Source organism: Brenneria roseae subsp. americana (assembly GCF_003115815.1).
In the GTDB taxonomy this organism is placed as follows: domain Bacteria; phylum Pseudomonadota; class Gammaproteobacteria; order Enterobacterales; family Enterobacteriaceae; genus Brenneria; species Brenneria roseae.
This window is the reverse complement of record NZ_QDKJ01000020.1, coordinates 1-26,119: the sequence shown is the minus strand read 5'-3', so window position 1 is coordinate 26,119 and position 26,119 is coordinate 1. Positions and strand designations below refer to the sequence as shown.

22 protein-coding genes, 1 tRNA gene, 1 pseudogene and 1 riboswitch are annotated in these 26,119 nt (G+C 50.3%); of the genes and pseudogenes, 12 read left to right on the top strand and 12 right to left on the bottom strand.

Going from position 1 to position 26,119, the window contains the following annotated elements:
* Positions 1 to 36: 36 nt before the first annotated feature.
* From galU to rssA, 3 genes are all read right to left on the bottom strand, one after another.
* On the bottom strand, positions 37 to 948 hold the full coding sequence (gene galU, locus B4923_RS19280; RefSeq protein WP_109491330.1) for a UTP--glucose-1-phosphate uridylyltransferase GalU: 912 nt from the start codon (positions 946 to 948) through the stop codon (positions 37 to 39).
* Between the two features lie 204 nt (positions 949 to 1,152).
* Complete coding sequence (rssB, locus tag B4923_RS19275; protein WP_109491329.1) at positions 1,153 to 2,169, bottom strand: two-component system response regulator RssB; 1,017 nt, start codon at positions 2,167 to 2,169, stop codon at positions 1,153 to 1,155.
* Positions 2,170 to 2,252: 83 nt separating this feature from the next.
* The gene (gene rssA / locus B4923_RS19270) at positions 2,253 to 3,161 is read right to left on the bottom strand and encodes a patatin-like phospholipase RssA (RefSeq protein ID WP_109491328.1); all 909 of its coding nucleotides are present in this window, start codon (positions 3,159 to 3,161) and stop codon (positions 2,253 to 2,255) included.
* A gap of 134 nt (positions 3,162 to 3,295) precedes the next feature.
* On the opposite strand from rssA, the gene B4923_RS19265 reads away from it, so the two are divergent.
* From B4923_RS19265 to B4923_RS19255, 3 genes are all read left to right on the top strand, one after another.
* On the top strand, positions 3,296 to 3,763 hold the full coding sequence (locus B4923_RS19265) for a YchJ family protein (protein WP_109491327.1): 468 nt from the start codon (positions 3,296 to 3,298) through the stop codon (positions 3,761 to 3,763).
* Positions 3,764 to 3,846: 83 nt separating this feature from the next.
* On the top strand, positions 3,847 to 4,695 hold the full coding sequence (purU, locus tag B4923_RS19260; RefSeq protein WP_109491326.1) for a formyltetrahydrofolate deformylase: 849 nt from the start codon (positions 3,847 to 3,849) through the stop codon (positions 4,693 to 4,695).
* 150 nt (positions 4,696 to 4,845) lie between these two features.
* A tRNA-Tyr gene (locus B4923_RS19255) sits at positions 4,846 to 4,930 on the top strand.
* Positions 4,931 to 4,971: 41 nt separating this feature from the next.
* Here B4923_RS19255 and B4923_RS19250 read toward each other — a convergent pair.
* Positions 4,972 to 5,592: a trimeric intracellular cation channel family protein gene (locus B4923_RS19250; protein ID WP_109491325.1), complete on the bottom strand. Its 621-nt coding sequence runs from the start codon at positions 5,590 to 5,592 to the stop codon at positions 4,972 to 4,974.
* A 21-nt stretch (positions 5,593 to 5,613) separates the two neighbouring features.
* Positions 5,614 to 5,711, bottom strand: a riboswitch (glycine riboswitch).
* Positions 5,712 to 5,943: 232 nt separating this feature from the next.
* Here B4923_RS19250 and xthA point away from each other — a divergent pair.
* Positions 5,944 to 6,750, top strand: a complete 807-nt coding sequence (gene xthA / locus B4923_RS19245) for an exodeoxyribonuclease III (protein WP_109491324.1) — start codon at positions 5,944 to 5,946, stop codon at positions 6,748 to 6,750.
* Positions 6,751 to 6,818: 68 nt separating this feature from the next.
* Here xthA and B4923_RS19240 read toward each other — a convergent pair whose 3' ends face one another.
* The 3 genes from B4923_RS19240 to B4923_RS19230 form a co-directional block, all read right to left on the bottom strand.
* A complete protein-coding gene (locus tag B4923_RS19240; RefSeq protein ID WP_109491323.1) occupies positions 6,819 to 7,109 on the bottom strand; it encodes a YnjH family protein in 291 nt (96 codons plus the stop codon).
* Positions 7,109 to 9,028 (bottom strand): DNA topoisomerase III, encoded by a 1,920-nt coding sequence (locus tag B4923_RS19235; RefSeq protein WP_109491322.1) that lies wholly within the window; start codon positions 9,026 to 9,028, stop codon positions 7,109 to 7,111. Before B4923_RS19235 ends, B4923_RS19240 begins: the two co-directional genes overlap by 1 nt.
* Positions 9,029 to 9,124: 96 nt before the next feature.
* On the bottom strand, positions 9,125 to 9,676 hold the full coding sequence (locus B4923_RS19230) for an NAD(P)H nitroreductase (RefSeq protein WP_109491321.1): 552 nt from the start codon (positions 9,674 to 9,676) through the stop codon (positions 9,125 to 9,127).
* A gap of 431 nt (positions 9,677 to 10,107) precedes the next feature.
* Between B4923_RS19230 and sppA the strand changes: the two genes are divergently transcribed.
* The 3 genes from sppA (at position 10,108) to pncA (ending at position 13,731) form a co-directional block, all read left to right on the top strand.
* Complete coding sequence (sppA, locus tag B4923_RS19225; protein WP_109491320.1) at positions 10,108 to 11,958, top strand: signal peptide peptidase SppA; 1,851 nt, start codon at positions 10,108 to 10,110, stop codon at positions 11,956 to 11,958.
* Between the two features lie 84 nt (positions 11,959 to 12,042).
* A complete protein-coding gene (gene ansA, locus B4923_RS19220) occupies positions 12,043 to 13,062 on the top strand; it encodes an asparaginase (RefSeq protein WP_109491319.1) in 1,020 nt (339 codons plus the stop codon).
* 27 nt (positions 13,063 to 13,089) lie between these two features.
* Entirely contained in the window at positions 13,090 to 13,731 is a 642-nt protein-coding gene (pncA, locus tag B4923_RS19215; protein WP_109491318.1) for a bifunctional nicotinamidase/pyrazinamidase, read from the top strand.
* Between the two features lie 67 nt (positions 13,732 to 13,798).
* Here the strand turns inward: pncA and B4923_RS19210 are convergent, their stop codons facing one another.
* A complete protein-coding gene (locus B4923_RS19210) occupies positions 13,799 to 14,077 on the bottom strand; it encodes a YeaC family protein (RefSeq protein WP_109491348.1) in 279 nt (92 codons plus the stop codon).
* 130 nt (positions 14,078 to 14,207) lie between these two features.
* Entirely contained in the window at positions 14,208 to 14,627 is a 420-nt protein-coding gene (gene msrB / locus B4923_RS19205; RefSeq protein ID WP_109491347.1) for a peptide-methionine (R)-S-oxide reductase MsrB, read from the bottom strand.
* Between the two features lie 344 nt (positions 14,628 to 14,971).
* On the opposite strand from msrB, the gene gapA reads away from it, so the two are divergent.
* A complete protein-coding gene (gene gapA, locus B4923_RS19200; protein ID WP_170116096.1) occupies positions 14,972 to 15,967 on the top strand; it encodes a glyceraldehyde-3-phosphate dehydrogenase in 996 nt (331 codons plus the stop codon).
* Positions 15,968 to 16,074: 107 nt separating this feature from the next.
* Entirely contained in the window at positions 16,075 to 16,944 is an 870-nt protein-coding gene (locus B4923_RS19195; protein WP_109491316.1) for a D-hexose-6-phosphate mutarotase, read from the top strand.
* An 82-nt stretch (positions 16,945 to 17,026) separates the two neighbouring features.
* On the opposite strand, the gene B4923_RS19190 is transcribed toward B4923_RS19195, so the two are convergent.
* Together B4923_RS19190 and B4923_RS19185 are read right to left on the bottom strand one after the other, a co-directional pair.
* Positions 17,027 to 17,920 (bottom strand): aldo/keto reductase, encoded by an 894-nt coding sequence (locus B4923_RS19190; RefSeq protein WP_109491315.1) that lies wholly within the window; start codon positions 17,918 to 17,920, stop codon positions 17,027 to 17,029.
* 149 nt (positions 17,921 to 18,069) lie between these two features.
* A complete protein-coding gene (locus B4923_RS19185; protein ID WP_109491314.1) occupies positions 18,070 to 18,819 on the bottom strand; it encodes a MipA/OmpV family protein in 750 nt (249 codons plus the stop codon).
* A 572-nt stretch (positions 18,820 to 19,391) separates the two neighbouring features.
* Between B4923_RS19185 and yeaG the strand changes: the two genes are divergently transcribed.
* Both yeaG and B4923_RS19175 read left to right on the top strand, forming a co-directional pair.
* Entirely contained in the window at positions 19,392 to 21,326 is a 1,935-nt protein-coding gene (yeaG, locus tag B4923_RS19180; protein WP_109491313.1) for a protein kinase YeaG, read from the top strand.
* Between the two features lie 36 nt (positions 21,327 to 21,362).
* Positions 21,363 to 22,637, top strand: coding sequence for a YeaH/YhbH family protein (locus B4923_RS19175; RefSeq protein ID WP_109491346.1), 1,275 nt, complete (start codon positions 21,363 to 21,365; stop codon positions 22,635 to 22,637).
* Positions 22,638 to 22,922: 285 nt separating this feature from the next.
* Here the strand turns inward: B4923_RS19175 and B4923_RS19170 are convergent.
* A pseudogene (locus tag B4923_RS19170) lies at positions 22,923 to 24,175 on the bottom strand (D-amino acid dehydrogenase).
* Positions 24,176 to 24,482: 307 nt separating this feature from the next.
* Here B4923_RS19170 and B4923_RS19165 point away from each other — a divergent pair.
* Positions 24,483 to 26,024 (top strand): SpoVR family protein, encoded by a 1,542-nt coding sequence (locus B4923_RS19165; RefSeq protein WP_109491312.1) that lies wholly within the window; start codon positions 24,483 to 24,485, stop codon positions 26,022 to 26,024.
* The last annotated feature ends 95 nt before the right edge of the window (positions 26,025 to 26,119 follow it).

Below are 26,119 nucleotides of genomic sequence, written 5' to 3'. Positions count from 1 at the left end.
TTGTGGAATAAAACAGAGAGCAAGCGTTATCTGGTATTATTTCTCTTCGGCGTCAATCGTCTCCTGCAACCACTGAGTAAACTCGCTACCCAGGCTCTCATTGCGCATCCCGTACTCTACGAATGCCTGCATATACCCTAGTTTGTTACCACAGTCATGGCTTATGCCTTTAAGGTGGTACGCTTCTACTGTTTCTTTTTCCATCAGCATGGCAATAGCATCGGTTAGCTGAATTTCATTACCGGCGCCGGGAGGCGTCTTCTCCAACAGAGACCAAATATCCGCAGAAAGAACATAACGACCAACAACAGCTAAATTAGACGGCGCTTCTGAGGCTTTCGGCTTTTCAACTACGCCGACCATCGGTGCGCTATCACCCGCTTTTAATTCCACGCCTTTACAATCAACAACACCGTAACTGCTAACGTTTTCAACTGGCTCTACCATAATCTGGCTATGGCCGGTTTCTGAAAAACGCTGCAACATTTCACTCAGGTTATCTTTCTTCAGATCGGACGCATATTCATCAATAATCACATCAGGCAAAATAACGGCGACCGGTTCATCCCCAACTAATGGATGCGCGCACAGGACAGCGTGTCCTAATCCCTTCGCCAAACCTTGACGAACCTGCATAATGGTAACGTGTTTAGGACAAATAGATTGAACTTCCTGGAGTAACTGACGCTTAACGCGTTTTTCCAACATGGCTTCCAGTTCAAAGCTGGTATCAAAGTGGTTTTCAATCGAATTTTTAGAAGAATGAGTAACCAAAATGATTTCATTGATTCCAGCAGCAATACACTCATTAACCACATATTGAATTAACGGTTTATCCACCAAAGGCAGCATTTCCTTAGGAATCGCTTTAGTCGCTGGTAGCATGCGCGTTCCTAACCCCGCAACCGGGATTACCGCTTTTTTTACTTTCTTATTAACAATCGACATAAACAACCTCTTATATATTGTTCAAATAATGAACTTTATTTGTCCGGTCTAAAAACTGGATGAGTATAACCAGTTTAACGCGGTAGCGCTTGCCCGACGTTATAACTCAATAAAAAATAAGATCACTATGCTTATAGTAGAAAATAAAAAATAATAACGGAAGGCTAACATTGTCTGGAGAGAGTGACCTGCATATCTATCGGATTATTCTGTAGACAGCATGAGTCGTAAGCGTCCACCGCCACCCCATATCTGACATTGCCAGGCATCGCAATTGTGATTTAACTGATTGAGGTACGCGACATCAAGCGTGCCTAACGGAACACCACTATTCAGGAAAATCTGATTGCCATCGACATTTAATGTGGCATTCAAACCGGCGGATATGAGGATCAACCGTTTTAATTCACGATGATAATAACCCACCAGCAATGGGAAGCGCCCTTCCAAACTTGCTTGCCGTAACAACTGATTTACTTGTTTTAATAATGTAGGCAAATACGGCAAGCGATGCTGCTGATTAGCTAAATGGTCCTGAAGCAGGCCATTAAACAATGTTCGAAGTAATAATGCTGCTAACGTTCCGTTATTATTTACTGCCTGAGTGACATCCAGACAGTAAAAAGCCAGATCCTCTTCCGAGAATGCAGCAATATCCAAAACCAGACCCGGCTGTTCGGCAACCGTCAATTGGCGATAATTGATACGACAATGTGCAAGCGTCTGTTGAACCGGAGGTTGTAACTGCGCCAGCAGCTTTGCAACAGCATCAGGGGATTGATTCAGAGAGTCCATATCCTCCATTAATTGTTCAAGCTCGTTTACCGGGGACGTAAACATGTCCGGATACAGACAGGACATCACAACCTCACGCAAGCGGGCATAATCACGAATCGGTTTGAGCAGTACATCCTGAACCCCAAGGCGTAGTACTTTCGCGACATCCGCCATCTGGCTGGTGGCCGATATTATCAATATCGGCGTCGTGTTGTCCTTCAAGCGCATATGCTCAAGAAATTCAATTCCTCCCATCATCGGCATTTCCAGATCGCAAATTATCAGGTCAGGTCGGTGATGTTCCAAAACACTTAATGCTTCCAGTCCGTGGACAGCCTCTGACACCGAGGCACCAAGCGCAGTCAGATAACCGGAAAGCACGGAGCGGAAAACGGCTTCATCCTCAATGATCAAAACATGTTTACCCGCTAATGGTTGTTCCATCCGTTACCTCTTGCTTCAAACGCTTCATATTCAGATTTGCTTATTGCCATCGCTTAAATGATTGACGCAGCCTGTACAGGGTTTCAGTGCGATTGATTAACCAGAGGCAACAATTCATCACGTTTCTTCTCCACCGCCTGACGACCGGCGTCTATCGCTTCCTGCGCCCGATGAAAATCCAGCGTGGCAATCTGTGGGCAGTAAGGTCGCAGCAGCACATCTGGAGGATCACCAGCCATTCGCGTCATCTTCAGTCTGTTTTCCAGAATCTGGATCGATGTGCTCATGATGTCCATCGCGGTTGGCGAAACCTTCGTGCGATGACGTCGCCCTCGTAATAACCGTTCACGGATTTTACTGCGCCAGTCATTTGGCTCAATGTCAGCATCATCTTCTGCTGTCATTGGCTTGACCGATAACAGATCTTGATGATTAAGACTGGCATCCTGCTGCAGATCCACCGCAATGACCACATCGGCCCCCATCGCGCGAGCCAGAGAAACAGGAATGGGGTTCACGACTGCGCCATCCACCAGCCAGTAGCCATTAAACCAAACGGGAGACAATAAGCCCGGCATACTGCAAGATGCCCGAATCGACTGGTGCAAGTCCCCTTCCGTTAACCAGAGTTCGCGCCCAGTGCTCAGATTGGTTGTTACCGCACCAAATTTAATAGCACACTCTTCAATCTGCTGCGTACGTAACAAGTGCTTTACATTGTTAAATACCCGATCGCCGCGTAATAACCCGCCACGTTGCCAGGAGAGATCCATTAATCGAATGACATCCCAGTAGCCAAACCCCGACACCCAGCGTTCCATCACCGCCAGATTATGCGTGGCATACGCGGCCCCTACCAGGGCGCCGACAGAACAGCCTGCCACGATATCAACCCGGACACCCAGTTCGGTAAGCGCATTAATGACACCAATGTGGGCCCATCCCTTGGCAGCTCCAGAACCGAGTGCCAGACCAATTTTTACCTGTCGCATGGTTGAACTCCATGTATTTTCATTTTAGCCCACATTGCTACTTCCAGTGCTTCTTGGTTAACATATCGGCATCCTGAGTAAGGATCTCACTATTATCTATCAAGTTTTAAATTAAATTTTCTTCAGGAGACGCTGTGCCAGAATTTTGTCCTTGTTGCAGCGGTTTGCAGTATAGCGCATGCTGCCAGCCGTATCTTGGCAATGCCCGTGTCGCCATTGATCCACAGACGTTAATGCGTTCGCGTTATACAGCCTATGTCAAACGCGATGTGGACTATCTGGTTGCGACCTGGCATCCCGATCAGCAACCCGAAAAATGGCGTGATTCCATCGCAGCGAGTTGTCGAGACACCTGCTGGCTTGGACTCAATATATTGTCCACCGCGCCTGGCAAGACGCAAGACGAAGGTTATGTCGAATTTGCCGCTCGCTATACGTCGGCGACAAACCAGCAAGAAACCGGGTTGATGCGGGAACGCTCACGCTTCCTTCGCTATCACGATCGCTGGTACTATATAGACGGTATTCATCTGCAAACTGGCAGAAATGAACATTGTCCATGCGGTTCCGGCAAAAAATACAAAAAGTGCTGCGGGCAATAAGCAAAACACATTAACCGCAGTGAGTTCCGGCACTGCATTAACATACGATCGTTATTTTAGTTTTGGACAGGATCCACGCTCTCATGCAATCCCAGAATATACAAAGAAAAGTGTTACGAACTATTTGCCCTGATGCCAAGGGACTTATCGCAAAAATTACCAATATTTGTTACAAGCACGAACTTAACATCGTGCAGAACAACGAGTTTGTTGACCACCGCACTGGCCGTTTTTTCATGCGCACTGAGCTGGAAGGTATTTTTAACGATACGACCCTGTTGGCCGATCTTGATGGCGCACTTCCTGAAGGATCTTCTCGTGAATTAAGCAGCGCAGGTCGCCGCCGTATCGTTATTCTGGTCACAAAGGAAGCTCACTGCCTGGGCGATTTGCTGATGAAAAGCGCTTACGGCGGACTGGATGTCGAAATTGCCGCGGTAATTGGCAACCACGAAACGCTGCGTACGCTGGTTGAACGTTTTGATATTCCCTTCCATTTGGTCAGCCATGACGGCTTTACCCGCGAAGAACACGATCAACACATGATTGCGCAGATCGACCAGTACAAACCGGATTATGTCGTTCTGGCAAAATACATGCGGGTGCTGACCCCGGCTTTCGTTCAGCACTATCCGAATCAGGTTATCAACATTCACCATTCGTTCCTGCCAGCATTCATCGGCGCGCGTCCCTATCATCAGGCTTATGAGCGAGGCGTAAAAATCATTGGCGCAACAGCCCATTATGTCAACGACAACCTGGATGAAGGCCCCATTATCATGCAGGACGTGATCAATGTAGATCATACCTACACCGCTGATGACATGATGCGTGCCGGGCGTGACGTGGAGAAGAATGTGCTCAGCCGCGCGCTTTATCGCGAGCTGGCGCAGCGTGTTTTCGTTTACGGAAACCGCACCATCATTCTTTAATTCGCTGATCGGGCATCGCTTTGGTATAAGGACGCCCGGCATAAAAAATCGGCAAACGCGTTCATTTTTGATATATCCGGCTTTACAGAGGCGCGTCATTTGATATGATGCGCCCCGCTTGAAACAAAAGCATCTTGCAGCAAGGCCAGTGGTGGGGTTCCCGAGCGGCCAAAGGGAGCAGACTGTAAATCTGCCGTCACAGACTTCGAAGGTTCGAATCCTTCCCCCACCACCATCTACATAACACTTCTGGATTAACCCCCAATAAGTTGCCGGTCAACTTTTCCAGCTACCTGGCCCATAAGAGAAAACCGGGAGTTGCCATGACCAGCGAATCGCCGCCAGCCGTACGGATAGCCCAATGGTGAAGGAGACCAGCAGGTTGATGTCATGGTTCACATTCAGGGCTTTCAGACCAAGGTATAACAAGGCCACCAGCAACGATACGCTGGCATAGAGTTCTTTTCTCAAAACCATCGGCGTTCGGTTACAGAAGATATCGCGCAGAATACCGCCAAAAATCCCCGTCACAATGCCTGCCATGACCACTACCGTCGTGGAGTAATTTAATCCCTGAGCGACATTGCAGCCGATAACGGTAAAAGCGATCAGCCCCATCGCATCCAGTACCAGAAACAGACGATGCAAATGATGCATTACTCGCGCGATAATAATTGTGAAAAGGCCTGCGCCAATGGTGAGATAAATATAACCGGCGTGTTGCGTCCAACCGATGGGGTAATTGCCGAGGAGAATGTCACGAACCGTACCACCGCCAAGCGCAGTGATAAACGCAATCATACCGACACCAAAAATATCCATATTGCGTCGGCCGGCAGCCAGCGCGCCAGACATCCCTTCAGCCGTGATCGCGATCAGATAGATGTAAGTAAGCACACAAATTTTCCTGTGAAATGTGCCCCTCCCTCTGTCCGTTTTACCTGAGAGTTTACGCAGCATTCGCCGCTTGCCCCTTCGGTGGGTTGTCGCAACAACCTCTCTCCAGTTGGCGTCAATGGAATTCGCAGTATGCAGGCCTGAGCGATTATGGGAGTTTGCGCCTTCGGCGGAGCATCGTCTTCTGATGCTCACTCTCCTGCGAGCTGCGGAGTATACGGTCTCCACGCGCCCGGTTCAACCAATCATAACCAAATCTGATTGCCAGCGCGCGCAGCGGTTGCGCTGTCGTGACGTGCGGCCTCAATTTCTGCTACCATCTGGAAACATTTTCATTGAACGGCAGCTAACATGAAAGTTGTTTCTTTTAATATCAATGGACTGCGGGCTCGCCCTCATCAGTTGGCCGCAGTCATCGAACAACATCAGCCAGACGTCATCGGCTTGCAGGAAACAAAAGTCCATGACGACATGTTTCCGCTTGAAGACGTTAGTCAATACGGCTATCACGTTTTCTATCACGGACAGAAAGGCCATTACGGCGTGGCGCTGTTGTGTAAATCCGAACCCGTCGCCGTCCGGCGCGGTTTCCCTACCGATGACGTCGATGCGCAACGGCGCATCATCATGGCGGATTTTGCGACCGAACACGGTCTGCTGACGGTGGTAAACGGCTATTTTCCCCAGGGGGAAAGCCGCGATCACCCAATCAAGTTTCCGGCGAAAACTCGTTTCTATCAGGATTTGCAGCACTATATCGAACAACATCATGCTACCGATCAGCCGTTAATCGTGATGGGCGATCTCAATATCAGCCCAACCGATCTGGATATCGGCATTGGGGAAGATAATCGCAAGCGCTGGTTGCGTACGGGAAAATGCTCGTTCCTGCCGGAAGAGCGCGAATGGCTGATCCGCTTACAATCCTGGGGGTTGACCGATACCTTCCGCGCCGCCAATCCTGAATGTAACGATCGTTTCTCGTGGTTTGATTACCGCTCTGCGGGTTTTGATACTAACCGGGGATTACGCATTGATTTGATACTGGCAAGTCGGGTACTGGCCGAACGCTGTACTCAGACGGGTATCGATTATGATATCCGGGCGATGGAAAAACCCTCCGACCATGCGCCGATATGGGCGGAATTTACCCTGTAATAACCGGGCAGTTGCGGTATCCCTGCCGCAACTGCTTTACATTTTCCCAACGATACAGGCGGCGCCTTTCACTGTTTGATCAATTGCCAAATCAGATTGTTAGTCCCCAGCGTCTGTTTATCACGTACGCATTGCAAAAGTACGCCTTCTACTTTTAGAACCGCCCCTTCCGAATAGTTTCGGTTTTCATAAACACAGCAGCGCATACAGTTAGTGTTCTGTTCGCGTGCGGCAGAGCCCGCCCCCCACACTTCGGCGGGGACCGGCACCACAATATCCGGGCCGCCGCGATTGGCCTGAACCATTGACGGCAGTGCTAAAACAGCACTGAGAATAAACACAGAAACTCGCCATCTCATTAGTCCTGCTCCTTCCTGTTAGACTGAGGCTTGCGCCGTTTTTTACTGCCGGCCGGCGGTGCTGAAATCCCCTTGAATGCACTGACAGTTCGGTTTTGTCTGGCCTGGTGAATCATTTCCTGCAACGAATGGGTCAGCGGCTGCATGAAGTCCTGATAACGGCATTTCTTCTCACTGATTTGCGTCAATGTAGCTTCCCAATGGGCCGTCATATCCGGCAGCGCCGCGCTATCCGGCAGAGAATGGATCAACGCTCGCCCGGCTTCGCTGGCATGAATATAACGTCCTTTTTTGAACAGAAATGTCCGTTTAAACAGCAGCTCGATGATCCCGGCACGCGTCGCCTCGGTGCCAAGACCATCGGTAGCGCGCAGGATTTTTTTCAGTTCCTTATCCTGCACAAATCGCGCAATGCCGGTCATTGCCGATAGCAATGTCGCATCAGTAAACGGTCTTGGCGGCTGAGTCTGCTTTTCAACAACTTCGCCACGCTCACACAGCAGTTCGTCACCTTTGGCAACGACGGGCAATGGCGATCCCTCATTCTCTTCGTCTCGTTCCTTTCCGCCCAGCAGGGTTCTCCAGCCGGCTTCCGCCAGAAAACGCGCTTTCGCCACAAATTTACCACCGACAATGTCCAACTCAATGACACATTTGCGAAAAATCGCATCTGGACAAAACTGCATGATGTACTGCCGCGCAATCAGTCCATAAACCTTGCTCTCGTTATCCGACAACGTCGTGCTGGCGCTCCGGGCCGTTGGGATAATCGCGTGATGCGCATCCACTTTGCCGTCATCCCAACAGCGATTACGCCGCTCGATATCCATGACGGGCTGAGGCAATAACGCCGGCTGATGCACCGAAATGGCATTCAATACCGCATGACGTCCCGCAAAATGTTCTTCAGGTAAATAACGGCTATCCGAACGCGGATAGGTGATCAACTTGTGGGTTTCATACAGTTTCTGGCAAATATCCAGCACCTGTTGCGCACTGAGCCCAAAACGCCTGGCGGCTTCAATCTGTAGCGTTGACAACGAATAAGGCAACGGCGCAGTCTCAGACTCGCGTTTATCATTATAGCTGGTGACAAAGGCCGGCTGACCATCGATACGCTTGACAACGTGTTCGGCTAACGCCCGATTCAGCAATCGCCCTTCTTCATCCTGATAAGGCTCACAAGATTCGCTGGGTTGCCAGATCGCGATAAAGCGTTCGTCAGCAGGTGTAACAATATGTGCTTTAACCTCGAAATAATCTTTGGGAACAAAATTCTCGATCTCTTCATCTCGTCGCACCACCAGCCCAAGCACCGGCGTCTGAACCCGACCAACCGACAAGACGCCCTCATAGCCCGCATTACGCCCAAGCAACGTATACGCACGGGTCATATTGATGCCATAAAGCCAGTCAGCCCGGGAGCGGGCCAACGCCGACACACAGAGCGGAATAAATTCCCGATTTTCCCGCAATCGTGAAACCGCGCGTTCGACAGCCTGCGGGTTTAAGTCGTTGATCAGGCAACGGCGCACCTGATGACGTTTCTCCTCCGGTAACGCAAGGTATTCCAGCACTTCGTCGACCAGCAGTTGCCCTTCACGATCGGGATCGCCCGCATGAATAATTTCGTCGGCATCTGCCAGAAATTTTTTGATGGCATTAAGCTGCTTGCTAACCGATGGCCGGGGTTGCAGCAACCACTTTTGAGGAATAATAGGTAAATCGGCTAATGACCAGCGCGCATAGCGCGCATCATAAACATCCGGCTGCGCCTGTTCGAGCAGATGCCCGACACACCAGGTGACAACATCACTCTGCCCGCAGGCAATAAAACCGTCACCGCGCCGATGCGGTTTAGGCAGCACATCCGCAATTGCCCGCGCGAGGCTGGGCTTTTCGGCAATAAAAAGTCGCATTACGCACCGTTGCGCTGAAAGAGCGTTTCCCGGCGCTGTTCTGCAAAACTATGCAAATCATCCACCAGGAAACACGACATCTTCAATTGGCGCTTATCAGAAATACTGAACAAATTTTTCCGTGTCGAGCGGCGTGACCGTCGTTGACGCCTTCAATAGCGGTGTTCCCAGATAGAGGAATCCGACGATTTCATCCTGATCGCGGCACTGAAAAGCCTCACGAACGCGTGGGTTATGCGTCCAGGCACCGCTGCGCCAGATGCCATTAAAGCCCTGAGCCAGCGCGGCCATCTGCATTGCCTGAACAGCGCAACCGGCCGAAACAATCTGTTCCCAAAGCGGAACTTTAGGATGTTCTTCGCAATGCGCCACAATCGTAATAATCAGCGGTGCGCGGAAAGGCGCCTGTTGTGCCTTATCGATACCGGCTTCGTCCATACCTTCATCTTTAGCCGCAGCCGTCAGCACGGCACTAAAGCGCGCCAATCCTTCCCCTTCAATGACAAAAAATCGCCAGGGCTGCATCGTGCCATGATCCGGCGCACGCATTCCTGCCTGAATGATATTGCTCAACGCCTCCCCCGCGGGTGCAGGTGTTGTCAGGCGCGAAGCCGAACGCCGGTTGAGTAACAATTCGAGAGCATCCATCGCACATCTCCTGTTATGGCAATCTGATTTCTGAAATATCCCGTTCACTTTCAAGTCACTGGTGCATGAGCTTCCCGCAGCTTGAAATCCATTGGGTATAGAACAACGTTGCGCGCCACGGTAGCATAAGTAGAAGTTTTGTTACAAGATTGCCCCATGCTAGGGTGTTTCGGGTATTATTTAATACTGACTTTTTGTTGTTCGCTCATTAGGATACTAGAAACCTATCTCAATAGACTAAACTGTCACAGACAGTTTAAACACGGACAGCACGCAGACAAAAAGGCGAAACATTTTGATCGGATACCATCCTTTCTCCGGACGCGTGGAACCCGTTAGCGGGTGTATACACTGCTATCCGGTGTCAAAATGCGCCGTAAATGGCCTTATGGGATAGATTTTAAGCTGTTTTCCCCGATCACGGAGATACTATGCGCACATTGTGGCGAATTTTTAGCGGACTTTTTAAGTGGACATGGCGTCTGCTTAATTTTATCAGAGAATTTATTCTCAACATTTTTCTTATCGCCCTTATTCTGATCGGAGTCGGAATTTATTCACAATTCAAAGGTTCTCCCGCAGAAACCACGCGTGGCGCATTGCTGGTCGATCTGACCGGTGTGGTTGTCGATCAACCCTCGGTAAATAATAAATTGCGTCAATTAGGCCGCGAATTTTTCGGCGCATCCAGCAATCGTCGCCAGGAGAACTCACTGTTCGATATTGTCGATAGTATTCGTCAGGCGAAAAACGACGACAATATTACCGGCATGGTGCTCGATCTGAGCGATTTTTCCGGTGCCGATCAGCCGTCATTGCAGTATATCGGTAAGGCGTTACGCGAATTCCGTGACAGCGGTAAACCGATTTATGCCGTTGGCGACAGCTACAATCAGTCACAATACTATCTGGCCAGCTTTGCCAATACCGTTTCTCTGACACCCCAGGGAAATGTTGACCTGCACGGTTTGGCGACCAACAACCTCTACTTCAAATCCCTGCTGGATAAATTGAAAGTCACGACCCATATTTTCCGGGTGGGTACTTATAAATCCGCAGTCGAGCCCTATCTGCGTGATGATATGTCCGACGATGCCCGGGAGGCTGACGGCCGCTGGGTCAATGCGCTATGGCAGCAGTACCTGAATACCGTTTCCGCCAATCGCCAGATTACCCCAGAGCAACTGTTCCCCGGTGCTGCCGGCGTGATCGCCGGGTTGCAGGCCGTTCAGGGCGATACGGCAAATTACGCATTGCAGAATAAACTGGTTGATGAAGTGGCTTCCCGTTCAGTTATCGAGCAAACGCTGGTCAAAGCGTTTGGCTGGAGTAACAAAACGAACAACTTCAATTTCACCAGCATTTACGATTACGCGCCTAAGCCGCCAGTGCAGAATAGCAATCAGATCGCGGTTATTTTTGCCAATGGCGCGATTATTGACGGACCGGAAACACCGGGCATGGTTGGCGGTGATACCACGGCGAACCAGATCCGCAACGCGCGTCTGGATCCTAAGGTGAAGGCCGTTGTACTGCGAGTCAACAGCCCCGGCGGCAGCGTCACCGCATCCGAACTGATTCGCTCCGAGCTGATGGCCGTTCGTCTGGCAGGTAAACCGGTTGTCGTTTCCATGGGCGGCATGGCGGCATCGGGTGGCTACTGGATTTCAACGCCGGCCAACGCGATTATTTCCAGTCCGAGTACGCTGACAGGCTCCATCGGTATTTTTGGCGTCATCAATACTTTTGAAAACTCACTGGACAACATTGGCGTGCATACTGACGGTGTTGCCACTTCGCCATTGGCCGATCTGTCGGTAACCAAATCGTTGCCCCCTGAATTCAGTCAGATGATGCAAATCAGCATTGAGCGCGGTTACAAAAACTTTATTGATATCGTGGCCCAGGCCCGTAAGAAAACGCCGGAGCAAATCGATCACATTGCTCAGGGACATGTCTGGGTCGGCAGCGATGCGAAAGAAAACGGTCTGGTCGACCAATTGGGCGACTTTGACGATGCCGTGAAGAAAGCCGCGGAACTGGCGAAGCTGGGGCAGTATCAGTTGAACTGGTATATGGAACAACCCAGCCTGTTTGATGCCATGTTGAATCAGGTTAATGCGTCTGTTTATGCCTGGTTGCCTGCGGCGATTCAGTCAATGCTGCCCGCGCCGGTGGCGCAGTTGGCCGCAGCCGTACATTCGCAACCTTCTATCATGAATAACCTCAACGATCCGCAGAACAGATATGCCTTGTGCCTGAACTGCGGGGAAGTTCGCTAACCAGCAACAGCCCGGCATTTATGCCGGGCTGTTTTCCTTCATCGTTATCTCTATAATCTTGTTTTTATCCTTGTGCGCACATCTATGCAGAAAAAATCTATTTATGTTGCCTATACCGGCGGCACCATCGGGATGCAACGCTCCAGCAACGGTTATATTCCCGTATCCGGACATCTCCAGCAGCAGTTGGCGCAGATGCCGGAATTCCATCGTTCTGAAATGCCCGCGTTTACTATTCATGAGTACTCCCCACTGATTGACTCTTCCGACATGACGCCGGCAGACTGGCAAGCTATCGCAAATGATATTCAGCAGCATTACGACGCGTATGATGGTTTTGTCATTCTGCACGGTACCGACACCATGGCCTTTACGGCATCGGCGCTCTCGTTCATGCTGGAAAATCTGGCCAAGCCGGTTATTGTGACAGGGTCACAAATTCCTTTGGCCGAACTACGTTCGGATGGGCAAACCAATCTGCTCAATGCACTCTATGTCGCGGCCAACCATCCCATCAATGAGGTTGCCCTCTTTTTCAACAACAAACTATTGCGCGGCAACCGGACGACCAAAGCGCATGCAGATGGCTTCGACGCGTTTGCCTCTCCCAACTATCCGCCGCTGTTAGAAGCCGGGATCCACATTCGCCGTCTGGCCCCTGCCGCATCTTGTGAGAATTGTCCGCCGCTGAAGGTCCACAACATAACGCCGCAGCCTATCGGGGTAATCACCATCTATCCGGGCATTTCGGCCGATGTGGTGGGTAACTTCCTGCGCCAGCCGGTCAAAGCGCTCATCCTGCGTTCTTACGGCGTAGGGAACGCCCCCCAGAGCCCTGGTTTGCTGAATGAGTTACGTCAGGCATCAGAGCGCGGTATTGTAGTGGTGAACCTGACCCAGTGTATTTCTGGACGGGTAAATATGGGCGGTTATGCTACCGGCAATGCACTGGCGCAGGCCGGCGTCATCAGCGGCTTTGATATGACGGTGGAAGCGGCCCTGACCAAACTGCACTATCTGCTAAGCCAGCAGGCACTTAATCCCGACGAAATCCGGCAACTGATGCAGAAAAATTTGCGGGGCGAGTTGAGCGATAAAGACTGAACATTGAGTCAATCACGGAGTTAAACCATGAACAGAGCGCTGTTATTGATTGATTTACAAAATGACTTTTGTCCCGGTGGTGCATTGGCTGTCAACGAAGGCGATCGGGTCATTGAGATTGCCAATCGCGCTATCAGCGCCTGTCTGCCAGCCAACATCCCGGTGATTGCCAGTCAGGACTGGCACCCTGCCGATCACGGCAGTTTTGCCGTTAATGCCCATGCGAACGTAGGCGAAGTGGGAGAACTGCACGGTTTACCGCAAATATGGTGGCCCGTGCATTGCGTACAAGGCGGGGCTGGCGCGCAATTCCATCCAGCGTTAAATCAACAGGCCATCACCTGGGTCGTTCAGAAAGGCACGCAGTCCGACATAGACAGCTACAGTGCATTCTTTGATAACGGACATCGCGCCGAGACCGGGCTCGACGGCTGGCTAAAAGCGCGGAATATTACCCATCTGACCGTGATGGGACTGGCTACCGATTACTGTGTGAAATTCAGCGTGCTGGACGCGCTTACTCTGGGGTATGAAACCGACGTGCTGATCGACGGGTGTCGTGGGGTAAATCTTCGCCCTGACGACAGCCAGAGTGCCTTGAAGGAGATGGAACAACATGGCGCCAAACTGCTCGGTCTGGAGCAGGTTATCGCCAGCCTGACAGCCTGAGTCGCCACGTATTATTGCCGGGGAATAACGCTTTGCTCCGGCATGCCATGATGTCCGGGATTATTGGTTATTGCTGAGGTTTGAGCTTGATAATAGCAGCGTCGTCATGGAACTGTTGCTTGAGTTGTTGCTTGCTTTTCATCACGATCTCGCCGTTGGTTCCGATCGTCATATGTTCCGCCTGCTCATTATGACGAGCTTGCCACATCATCACCATTTGCAGGCAGTTCTCTTTCTGCTCTGCCGATAACGCGACGCCATCAGGCCATTTTCCCAATTCTACCGCCGTTGCCAGCCGTTGATAAATTTCTGGCGTCATTGCCTCAATCAGGTCATCGAGTTGCATATCCTGGTCCTGCAAAGTGAAATATTCATGGGTTTTGTCTGGCGCTGACATAGCCAAATCAGCATTTACAGCTGAATCGTTTAAAGCTAAAACGGGCGTTTCCGGCCAGGCAGCACCAATATATCGCGGATTAACCGTCGACTCTCTCGCCATCAACATCGTCAATGAAGCTGAGTGAGGCAGAATTTACGCAGTAGCGTTCTCCCGTGGTTTTAGGGCCATCGGGAAAGACGTGTCCCAGATGCGCGTCACAATGCCCGCAGCGAATCTCAATACGGCGCATATTGTGCGAATCATCGTCAAGGTAGCGAATCGCTTCCGACGACACGGGCTGATCAAAACTCGGCCAGCCACAGCCAGAATCATATTTATTATCGGAATAGAATAACGGAGACTGACAGCAGAGGCAGTGGTATACGCCGGTCCGTTTATTATGCAGCAATTTGCCGGAGAAAGCCGGTTCTGTGCCCCGCAACTGTGTGACATAACGTTGAATTTCGGTCAGATCAACGTCATCTGACGGCGTTTGCCGGGTGGGATCGTTTGTCATGGAAATCTCGCAAAATGTGTCATCTATCAAAATAATCACTAATTATAACAAAAAATTAACAACCTTGCAGGCCATTTTGGCTTAATATAAACACCATTATCATGAACAACACTCAATTGTGACAAATGTCACAATTTTGAGTAAATCGGGCTTTATATGATGTATTACGCCCACATAGCAGTCTTAGATGTTCTTTAGTTACAGCAAAGGTGGAATTTCGTTCAAAGGTTGGTCATAGGTTTGACTTACAGCAACTATTGACACGATTCCGCTTGACGCTCAGCAAGGTTTTTGTAATTTTACAACCAACCTTTTATTCACTAACCAATTAGCTGGTGGAATATATGACTATCAAAGTAGGTATCAACGGTTTTGGCCGTATCGGCCGTATTGTTTTTCGCGCTGCACAAGAACGTTCTGACATCGAAATCGTTGCCATCAACGACCTGTTAGATGCCGAATACATGGCTTACATGCTGAAGTATGACTCTACTCATGGCCGTTTCAACGGCACCGTTGAAGTTAAAGATGGCCACCTGGTTGTTAACGGTAAAACCATCCGCGTCACCGCAGAAAAAGATCCAGCTAACCTGAAGTGGAACGAAGTCAACGTTGACGTTGTTGCTGAAGCAACGGGTATCTTCCTGACTGACGAAACTGCACGTAAGCACATCACCGCCGGTGCCAAGAAAGTGGTTCTGACTGGGCCGTCCAAAGATGACACCCCGATGTTTGTTATGGGCGTAAACCACAAAGCTTACGCAGGTCAGGAAATCGTTTCTAACGCATCTTGTACCACTAACTGCCTGGCTCCGCTGGCTAAAGTTATCAACGACAACTTCGGGATCGTTGAAGCGCTGATGACCACGGTTCACGCTACCACCGCGACTCAGAAAACCGTTGACGGCCCGTCTCACAAAGACTGGCGCGGCGGCCGCGGCGCTTCCCAGAACATCATCCCGTCTTCTACCGGCGCGGCTAAAGCCGTAGGTAAAGTTATTCCTGAGCTGAATGGTAAACTGACCGGTATGGCGTTCCGCGTTCCTACTCCGAACGTTTCTGTTGTTGACCTGACTGCACGCCTGGAAAAACCAGCTTCTTACAAAGAAATCTGTGCGGCAATCAAAGCGGCTGCGGAAGGCGAACTGAAAGGCGTTCTGGGCTACACTGAAGATGACGTTGTTTCTACCGATTTCAACGGTGAAAAACTGACTTCCGTATTCGATGCCAAAGCAGGTATCGCACTGAACGATAACTTTGTGAAACTGGTTTCCTGGTACGATAACGAAACTGGCTACTCCAACAAAGTATTGGATCTGATTGCTCATATCTCTAAATAAGTATCGATGATGATTCGATGATGAAGGGCGACCATGTGTCGCCCTTTTTATTTGCCGCCTGACGAGCATTTATTTGCTTATGAACAACAACCATAAAAGGCAATATCATGAACGATAAAATCTTCAAGCTTCCCATCACAAAACAAATTACGCCAACCATTAGCCAACGTCAGTTAGACCAGTTACCCGCCATTGTCGTTGAGCATCCACAGGTTCGTGCCGCCGTTACGCTACAGGGCGCACACCTGTTGCACTGGCAGCCAACCGATGAAGCGCCGGTTCTGTGGCTGAGCGACAACACGCCATTCACCGGGCATGTGGCTATTCGCGGCGGTGTGCCCATCTGTTTCCCCTGGTTTGGCCCGTTCGCCGAACCTAACCACGGCTTTGCTCGTCTGTTGCCATGGGAGTTTACTTCTCACAGCGAAGATGACGATGGCGTTCAACTCGCATTCACATTACGTGACAACGAGCAAACCCGCGCCGCCTGGCCGCATGAATTTACACTGATTGCCCGTTTCCATTTGGGGAAAGAGTGCCGCATCGAGCTGGAAGCGCACGGGGATTACAGTATCACCAGCGCATTGCATACCTACTTCGAGATCGGCGATATCAGCAAAATCAGCATCAGCGGGCTGGGTGAGCAATTTATCGATAAAGTTAATCAGGGCAAGCTGTCTACCGCGCAAGGCGATCTGGTCTTTACCGATCGGACAGACCGGATTTACACCCATCCGCAGTCCATTAGCGTGATTAATGACCCGGTGCTGCAACGCACAATTGAAGTGCATCACACTCACCACAGTGATGTCGTATCCTGGAACCCCGGCGCAGAACTGTCGCATACCATCAGCGATATGACCGATGACGGCTATAAAACCTTTGTGTGTGTAGAAACCGCACGCATTAACCAGCCATTCACCGCCAGCCTCCAGTCTCCGGCACGATTGACCAGCGTTATTCGTATCAAAAAATAACGACGCCGGCCATTTCTCTAATTACCGGCGTAAACGCACACATCCCCCATCATCTGGCTCAGGTGATGGGGTTTATGTTTACCTATACCACATCCAGATGTTGCTTGTGCGTGGGGGCAGGAAACGCCTGATCCAACATCGCCAGTTCCTCTGGTGAAAGCACGATCTTCAGGGCGCCTGCATTCTCTATCACATGTTGTTCCGTACTGGCTTTGGGGATCGCAATGACGTCTGAATGACGAATGACCCACGCGAGCAAAACCTGGGCAGGCGTTATCCCTCGCTGCTCGGCAATGCGACTCACCACCGGATGCGACAGCAAATCATCGCGTAAACGGCCAGCCTGCGCCAACGGACAGTAAGCCATGACCGGGACATGATGTTGTTGGCACCATGGCAATAAATCGAACTCAATCCCGCGCGACGCCAGATGATAAAGCACCTGATTGGTTTGGCAGGCCTTGCCGCCATCAAGCGACCATAGCTCCCGCATATCCTGAATATCCAGATTGGAGACGCCCCACTGTCTGATTTTCCCCGCCTGCTGTAACTTCTGCATGGCGACAATCGTATCAATCAACGGAAAACCACCGCGCCAGTGCAGCAGGTACAAATCGATATAATCCGTTTGCAGACGCTGTAAACTTCGCTCACAGGCGTTGATGGCTTTCTGGCCGCCCGCATTGTGCGGATACACTTTGGAAACCAGATAGACCTTATCGCGTTGTCCACGAATGGCTTCGCCAACAACGTCTTCTGCGCCGCCATCGGCGTACATTTCTGCCGTGTCGATCAACGTCAATCCGTGTTCTATGCCAACCTGTAGCGCATTAACCTCCTGCTCTCTCAGATCGGCATCTTCACCCATATACCATGTTCCCTGCCCAATCGCAGGAACCGTGGTTCCATCTGGAAAAGTTACTTTTCTTATGGCGGCTTGCCGCCCACCCTCTTTCACGCCGTTACTTTGCCACATTGAAAAACACTCCCGCCGTTTTTGATAGTCATTGAGCGTCGTCCTTCTCTGAACAAAATAGCACGAGGCTCATTGCTCCATTAATGTGCAAATGGGGTGACATCACCCCATTTTAGTGCAGCAAATGCACCAACAGCGCCGTCCTTTCATCAGAACCGATAGCTAACGCCTACGCTCATCAAAGCACTGTAACTTTTATCCACAATCGGGCTATCTTTTATCTCGTCAGATAAGCGCGTATAACGGCCCACCGCCCAAGTGCTCCAACTTGAGTTGATCTGATAATTCGCACTGAGTTCCAGATACGGCGCCCAACCATCGCCCGGACGGTAGCGTGAAAAACCTGAACGCGCGGATTCACTGCTGCTGACGCCGTAGTAATAGCGGTTCATATTCTCACTGAACCAGGTTGCGCCGATACCGGGGGTGAGGCTCAGATCGCCCATAGTGAAACGGTAAAGATAGGCGGTATCCCAGGCGAAACCGTTACTGTAATCCAGGGTATCCCCCGCCAGTACGGTACGAATTTCGCCCCAGTCGGCAATATGACGATAAGCCATACCGGCCATCAGCGTTCCGCGGCGTTTATCCAGTTGCTTCATCCGCCGATCGTCACTGTCACCGGGTTTAAAGCTTAATGGCAGGTAATACGCGGTCAGCGAAAGATGATTGGCACCATCATTCCACAGATAGTAACCACCGCCTAAACCGCGAAAATAAAAATTTTCGCTTTCATAACTCAGTACAGGAAGAGGATAAACGTGATTATCAACACCACGGTACACTGACGTTGCACCGATAGCCCCAACGCCTAAAGACACCTCAGCCGCATAGGCGGAAGGCAATGCAATGGCGCCAGAAACAAACGCGGCCAACAGACATACTTGAAAGTTTTTCACTGTTTTTATTTTCCTATTGCATATGGATACGACCCAGAGTGACGCCTTCGCGACCCACCGCCTCTATATCAGATTAATTAAAAATAAGATAAGCGAATACGTTATATCAATAAAACCGCCGTATGACGAATGCGTGATATTCAGTCCCAACGCCCATCCTGTGGGATAATACACACGATCGTAAAGAAGTGAGTCATTGAAATGTCTTAAAAATATGTCCATCGAGTAGAGGAAATTTTACGGATGGCAAACTACGCTTTAATACAGAAGGTGAAATTTTCCGGGTCAGCAGCCATGCATAAAATTGCAAGATTGCCCTGAGCGACAAGTTGGCATAAGGGTTGCTGTACTCAGGATGATTTCTTCTTTCGGAGAGCATTATACTCAATCAATTTCAATGTGCGGCAAAGCGGCGACGGAACGAGTCATCAGGAACCGGGATAATCCAACGAATGGAATCAGTAAAGGAAACCACACTGCTGCCATTTGAAGGGCGAGTATACATTATATAGGCTGTATGCACTCAATACGCTCTCTTAATCTGTGCTAATCGACGAAGGACGGGCATCGCTATGAACATATTTGATCACTACCGTCAGCGTTACGACGCTGCCAAGGACGAAGAGTTCACACTGCAGGAATTCCTTACTATCTGTCAGCAGGATCGTAGCGCGTATGCCAACGCTGCTGAGCGATTGTTAATGGCTATCGGTGAACCCGTGATGGTGGATACCGCTCATGAATCGCGTTTATCCCGTTTATTCTCGAATCGGGTTATTGCCCGTTATCCTGCTTTTGAAGAGTTTTATGGGATGGAAGATGCCATAGAACAAATCGTGTCTTATCTGAAGCACGCGGCGCAAGGATTGGAAGAGAAGAAACAGATTCTGTATCTGTTGGGGCCGGTCGGCGGCGGGAAATCGTCTCTGGCGGAGCGCCTGAAAGTGCTGATGCAACGTGTCCCTATCTATATTCTCAGCGCCAACGGTGAGCGCAGCCCGGTCAACGATCACCCGCTCTGCCTGTTCAACCCGCAGGAAGACGCCGCGATCCTGGAAAAAGAGTACGCCATTCCGCGACGCTATCTGGGCACCATCATGTCGCCATGGGCGGCCAAACGCCTGCAGGATTTCGGCGGCGATATCACCAAGTTCAAGGTTGTCAAAGTATGGCCTTCCATTCTCGCGCAGGTGGGTATCGCCAAGACCGAACCCGGTGACGAAAATAACCAGGACATTTCGGCGCTGGTGGGTAAAGTCGATATCCGCAAGCTGGAACACTATGCCCAGAACGATCCCGATGCTTATGGTTATTCTGGCGCCCTCTGTCGCGCCAACCAGGGCATCATGGAATTCGTGGAAATGTTCAAGGCCCCGATTAAAGTGCTGCATCCCCTGCTGACGGCAACGCAGGAAGGCAACTACAACGGTACGGAAGGCATTGCCGCCCTGCCATTCAACGGCATCATTCTGGCTCACTCCAATGAATCGGAATGGGTTCAGTTCCGTAACAACAAAAACAATGAAGCGTTCCTTGACCGCGTCTATATCGTGAAAGTGCCGTATTGCCTGCGCGTCTCGGAAGAAGTCAAAATTTACGACAAACTGCTTAACCACAGCGAACTGACTCATGCGCCTTGCGCGCCGGGAACGCTGGAAACGCTGGCCCGTTTCTCCATTCTTTCTCGCCTGAAAGAACCGGAGAACTCCAGCATCTACTCCAAAATGCGGGTATACGACGGTGAAAGCCTGAAAGATACCGACCCGAAAGCGAAGTCTTATCAGGAATACCGTGACTATGCCGGCGTGGATGAAGGCATGAACGGTCTTTCAACCCGCTTTGCGTTTAAAATCCTTTCGCGCGTGTTCAACTTCGATCACAGTGAAGTCGCGGCGAATCCGGTACATCTTTTCTATGTGCTGGAGCAGCAAATCGAACGTGAACAGTTCCCACAAGATCTGGCAGAGAAATATCTGGAGCACCTGAAAGGTTATCTGATTCCTAAGTATGCGGAATTTATCGGTAAAGAGATTCAGACCGCCTATCTGGAATCCTATTCTGAATACGGACAGAACATATTTGACCGTTATGTCACCTATGCCGACTTCTGGATTCAGGATCAAGAATATCGCGATCCGGACACCGGCCAATTGTTTGACCGGGAATCCCTTAACGCCGAACTGGAGAAGATCGAAAAACCGGCAGGTATCAGCAACCCCAAAGATTTCCGTAACGAAATCGTCAACTTTGTACTGCGTGCCCGTGCAAACAACAACGGACGTAATCCGAACTGGACCAGTTACGAAAAATTGCGGACGGTAATCGAGAAGAAAATGTTCTCCAATACCGAAGAATTGTTGCCTGTCATTTCGTTTAACACCAAAACCTCAACGGATGAACAGAAAAAGCATGATGATTTTGTCGATCGGATGATGGAGAAAGGCTACACCCGTAAACAGGTACGTTTGCTGTGCGAATGGTATCTGCGGGTGAGGAAATCATCATAATGATGCATGAAGTTGGCAATGTCGTTTGGGGGAAGTATGGCCTATTTCATTGATCGACGGCTGAATGGCAAAAACAAGAGCATGGTTAACCGCCAGCGCTTTTTACGCCGCTATAAGTCGCAAATAAAACAGTCGATTTCCGAGGCCATTAATAAGCGTTCGGTGACCGATATCGAAAGTGGGGAGTCTGTTTCGATCCCCAATGGGGACATCAACGAACCCATGTTTCATCAGGCTCGCGGGGGACGCCGCCATCGCGTCCATCCGGGAAATGACCACTTTGTACAAAACGATCGCATCGAGCGGCCACAAGGAGGTGGTGGCAGCGGTTCCGGTCAGGGCGATGCCAGTAAAGATGGTGAAGGCCAGGATGAGTTTGTATTTCAGATATCCAAGGATGAATATCTGGACCTGCTGTTTGAAGATCTGGCGCTGCCCAATTTGAAGAAAACGCAGCATCGCCAGATGAACGAATACAAAACTCACCGCGCGGGGTACACAGCAAACGGTGTTCCCGCCAATATCAGCGTCGTGCGCTCGCTGCAAAACTCGCTTGCACGCCGCATGGCAATGACAGCGGGCAAACGTCGGGAACTGCACGCGCTGGAAGATACGCTGGACCAACTGGAGCACACTGAACCGGCCCAACTGCTGGAGGAAGAGCGTTTACGCCAGGATATTGCGGAACTGCGCCAAAAAATTGCCCGCGTTCCATTTATTGATACATTTGATCTTCGCTATAAAAATTACGAACGCCGGGCCGAGCCATCCAGTCAGGCCGTGATGTTCTGTCTGATGGACGTTTCTGGTTCGATGGACCAGGCAACCAAAGACATGGCCAAACGTTTTTATATCCTGCTCTATCTGTTTCTCAGCAGGAGCTATAAAAATGTCGATGTCGTGTATATTCGCCATCACACACAAGCCAAAGAGGTCGATGAGCAAGAGTTCTTCTACTCTCAGGAGACGGGTGGAACTATCGTATCCAGCGCGTTAAAACTCATGGAGGATGTGGTCCGTGAACGATACGATCCATCGCAGTGGAATATCTATGCCGCACAGGCATCCGATGGCGATAACTGGGCTGATGACTCCCCGCTGTGCCATCAGATTCTGGCAAATCAACTGCTCCCGATGGTTCGTTATTACAGTTACATCGAAATCACCCGGCGCTCACATCAGACGCTATGGCGCGAGTACGAAATGTTGCGGGAGGAATTTGATAATTTTGCCATGCAACATATTCGCGATCCGGATGATATCTATCCGGTGTTTCGTGAACTTTTCCGCAAACAAACTGTTGGTCATTAATACGTCGATTATTCTACCGGTAGAATCAGCCAGGTTATCAATCTGGTTGATTCTATACTCCATCAGAACGATGTCTTTTGCTGTTCTGCGGTCCCTCTTCTCATCGTCTGACGCCTCTGCCATCGCGCTGTGTAAACAACGGTAGGGATATCTGAAAGGTCGCATTACGCCGTTGGCTCAGCGCTAAAATGACGGATGGCCAATACGTTCGCCCTGAAACCGCCCGGCCACTGAGTGGTTCAGAGGGACCGGGTTCATTTAGGCTACCTATCCTGCCTGGCCTAGTTATTGGTCATAGCGCGACAAGGATAAATCATCGGATTGAATGTCCGGCGTTTTTCCTGAAATGATGTCCGCCAGTAGTTGTCCCGATCCACAGGCCATTGTCCAGCCCAACGTACCATGCCCCGTATTCAGATAGAGATTTTTTAGTGGCGAGCGCCCTACCAGCGGCGTGCCGTCTGGCGTCATCGGACGTAATCCCGTCCAGAACACCGCCTGCTCAACATGACCGGCATGAGGATACAAATCTCTGACCACCATTTCCAGCGTCTCGCGACGCTTTGGGTTCAACGCCGTATTGAAACCAACAATCTCCGCCATCCCCCCACGCGAATACGTTGATCGAAGCGGGTAATCGCCACTTTATAGGTTTCATCCAGCACGGTAGACACCGGTGCGGCGGCATCGTCCGCCAGTGGAATGGTCAGTGAATAGCCTTTCAGCGGATAGACCGGAATATTGAACCAATCGCGCAGCAATCCCGTCGAATAGGAGCCACAGGCCATGACATAAGCGTCAGCCGTTATCACTTCCCCGCCATACTGCACACCCGTTACCTGCTGACCTTCCACCTGCAGATGACGGATTTCATGACCCAGTTTGAATACCACGCCGTGCGCTTCTGTCATTTTGGCCAGATGACGGGTAAACATCTGGCAATCACCGGTTTCATCATGGGGCAGACGCAAACCACCCGCGAGTTTTTCCGTCACATTCGCCAGCGCAGGCTCAACGGCTGAGAGTTGCATGTTGGTCAGCAATTGATACGGCACCCCCGCATCGTCCAGCACCGCGATATCGCGAGCGGCATTTTCATACTGCTGTTCGGTTCTGAACAACTGTAGCGTTCCCCCCTGCCGTCCCTCATACTGAATAGGGGTATCCTGACGTAATTTCTGCAGACAATCCCGGCTGTATTCAGCCAGCCGAACCATCCGCGCCTTGTTGACGTTGTAATGACGGCTATCGCAATTGAGCAGCATCTGCCACATCCAGCGCAGCTGTTCGGTGGTGAAATCAGGGCGAATAGCCAACGGCGCATGACGTTGGAACATCCATTTAATCGCTTTCAGCGGTACGCCCGGCGCCGCCCAAGGGGCGGAGTAGCCAGGCGATATCTGACCGGCATTGGCAGCGCTGGTTTCAAGCGCTGGCTCAGGCTGCCGATCAATGACGGTGACCTCATGTCCGGCTTGAGCCAGATACCATGCGGTAGAGACACCAATAACGCCACTCCCCAGAATCACAACCCGCATCTTTACGTATCCCCTCTCTTTTTCCTAATTACCATGCAATATGCTGGTCAATTACCTATCCATTGGAATAAAAAACCACTTTAATAGTGGAATAGAAGACTACTCTAGCATTTAGATAAAAATTGTCATCAGGCGCAGATATAGCATTTATCTATTATTCTTTTCCCGGTCACGCATCGTATGATACATATTCATCCCATGAATATTTTTTCCCAACCCACCGTTTTCTCACTACTTTTACCAGATTGAGCTACGATTAATAATGTCTGTACGATACCGTGCAGATTGTCATGTAGGGGGCGCGCTGATGGCTATATCGACTGATAATCGGGTAAAAAAACCTAATCGTCTTGATGACGGGCCAGACTGGTCGTTCGAGCTATTACAGGTCTACCTTGATGAGATAGATCGGGTAGCGAAATTTTATCGGCTGGATACGTATCCGCATCAAATTGAAGTGATTACGTCGGAGCAGATGATGGATGCCTATTCCAGTATCGGCATGCCAATCAATTATGCTCACTGGTCGTTCGGGAAAAAGTTCATTGAAACCGAGCAGCGCTACAAGCACGGTCAACAAGGGCTGGCGTACGAAATCGTTATCAATTCCGATCCCTGTATTGCCTATCTGATGGAAGAAAACACCATGCCCATGCAAGCGCTGGTCATGGCGCATGCCTGCTATGGGCATAACTCGTTCTTCAAAGGAAACTATCTGTTCCGCAGTTGGACCGATGCCGGCTCTATCGTCGACTATCTGATTTTTGCCCGCCAGTATATCTCGCGCTGTGAAGAGCGCTATGGCGTCGAAGAAGTTGAGCGCCTGCTGGACTCCTGCCATGCCTTGATGAATTACGGCGTAGATCGCTACAAACGGCCGCAGAAAATTTCACTGGAAGAGGAAAAATCCCGGCAAAAAAGCCGCGAAGAATATCTGCAAAGTCAGGTTAACGAACTGTGGAAAACGCTGCCACGCCGCGAACAGGGTATCTCACCTGAACAAGCCCGTCGCTTTCCCCAGGAGCCGCAGGAAAATCTGTTGTACTTTATGGAAAAGAACGCGCCGCTACTGGAACCGTGGCAGCGTGAAATTTTGCGTATCGTGCGTAAAGTCAGTCAGTATTTCTATCCGCAAAAACAGACTCAGGTCATGAATGAAGGCTGGGCCACGTTCTGGCACTACACGATCCTCAATCATCTTTATGATGAAGGTCGGGTATCGGAGCGTTTCATGATGGAGTTTCTGCATAGCCATACCAACGTAATCTATCAGCCGCCATACAACAGTCCATATTACAACGGCATCAACCCTTATGCTCTGGGGTTTGCCATGTTCCAGGACATTAAACGCATCTGCCAGGAGCCCACGGAAGAAGACCGCTACTGGTTCCCGGATATCGCCGGTAAGGACTGGCTGGATACGTTGCATTTTGCCATGCAGAACTTCAAAGACGAAAGTTTCATCAGCCAGTTCCTGTCACCAAAAGTCATGCGGGATTTCAGGCTGTTTACCGTGCTGGATGACGATCACAACAACTATCTGGAAATTGCCGCGATTCATGATGAAGAAGGTTATCGCTTAATCCGTCAGGAGTTGTCCGCGCAATATAATCTGAGTCATCTGGAACCCAATATTCAGGTATGGAATGTGGATTTGCGCGGTAACCGTTCGCTGACGTTACGCTATATTCCCCACAATCGTGCGCCGCTGGATAAAAGCAGCCGTGAAGTGATGAAACATGTTCATCGCCTGTGGGGATTTGATGTGTATCTTGAGCAGGATAATACTGACGGCAGCGTAGAGCTGCTGGAGCGGTGTCCGCCGCGAAATACCACGACGACATCTTGACGCGCTACGGAAAAAAACAACCAAGGGTATTCAGCTTGCTGAATACCCTTTTTTATCCCTGCATAAACACCACCTCCTATGGAGGTGGTCAGCAA

Excerpts from the sequence above, each read along its gene's own strand:
- B4923_RS19175 (WP_109491346.1), top strand. The coding sequence starts at position 21,363 with ATGGCCTATTTCATTGATCGACGGCTGAATGGCAAAAACAAGAGCATG.
- purU (WP_109491326.1), top strand. The coding sequence starts at position 3,847 with ATGCAATCCCAGAATATACAAAGAAAAGTGTTACGAACTATTTGCCCT.
- msrB (WP_109491347.1), bottom strand. The coding sequence starts at position 14,627 with ATGACAAACGATCCCACCCGGCAAACGCCGTCAGATGACGTTGATCTG.
- sppA (WP_109491320.1), top strand. The coding sequence starts at position 10,108 with ATGCGCACATTGTGGCGAATTTTTAGCGGACTTTTTAAGTGGACATGG.
- B4923_RS19195 (WP_109491316.1), top strand. The coding sequence starts at position 16,075 with ATGAACGATAAAATCTTCAAGCTTCCCATCACAAAACAAATTACGCCA.
- pncA (WP_109491318.1), top strand. The coding sequence starts at position 13,090 with ATGAACAGAGCGCTGTTATTGATTGATTTACAAAATGACTTTTGTCCC.
- gapA (WP_170116096.1), top strand. The coding sequence starts at position 14,972 with ATGACTATCAAAGTAGGTATCAACGGTTTTGGCCGTATCGGCCGTATT.
- xthA (WP_109491324.1), top strand. The coding sequence starts at position 5,944 with ATGAAAGTTGTTTCTTTTAATATCAATGGACTGCGGGCTCGCCCTCAT.
- B4923_RS19165 (WP_109491312.1), top strand. The coding sequence starts at position 24,483 with ATGGCTATATCGACTGATAATCGGGTAAAAAAACCTAATCGTCTTGAT.
- B4923_RS19210 (WP_109491348.1), bottom strand. The coding sequence starts at position 14,077 with ATGCAACTCGATGACCTGATTGAGGCAATGACGCCAGAAATTTATCAA.
- ansA (WP_109491319.1), top strand. The coding sequence starts at position 12,043 with ATGCAGAAAAAATCTATTTATGTTGCCTATACCGGCGGCACCATCGGG.
- rssA (WP_109491328.1), bottom strand. The coding sequence starts at position 3,161 with ATGCGACAGGTAAAAATTGGTCTGGCACTCGGTTCTGGAGCTGCCAAG.
- rssB (WP_109491329.1), bottom strand. The coding sequence starts at position 2,169 with ATGGAACAACCATTAGCGGGTAAACATGTTTTGATCATTGAGGATGAA.
- B4923_RS19240 (WP_109491323.1), bottom strand. The coding sequence starts at position 7,109 with ATGAGATGGCGAGTTTCTGTGTTTATTCTCAGTGCTGTTTTAGCACTG.
- yeaG (WP_109491313.1), top strand. The coding sequence starts at position 19,392 with ATGAACATATTTGATCACTACCGTCAGCGTTACGACGCTGCCAAGGAC.
- galU (WP_109491330.1), bottom strand. The coding sequence starts at position 948 with ATGTCGATTGTTAATAAGAAAGTAAAAAAAGCGGTAATCCCGGTTGCG.
- B4923_RS19235 (WP_109491322.1), bottom strand. The coding sequence starts at position 9,028 with ATGCGACTTTTTATTGCCGAAAAGCCCAGCCTCGCGCGGGCAATTGCG.
- B4923_RS19230 (WP_109491321.1), bottom strand. The coding sequence starts at position 9,676 with ATGGATGCTCTCGAATTGTTACTCAACCGGCGTTCGGCTTCGCGCCTG.
- B4923_RS19190 (WP_109491315.1), bottom strand. The coding sequence starts at position 17,920 with ATGTGGCAAAGTAACGGCGTGAAAGAGGGTGGGCGGCAAGCCGCCATA.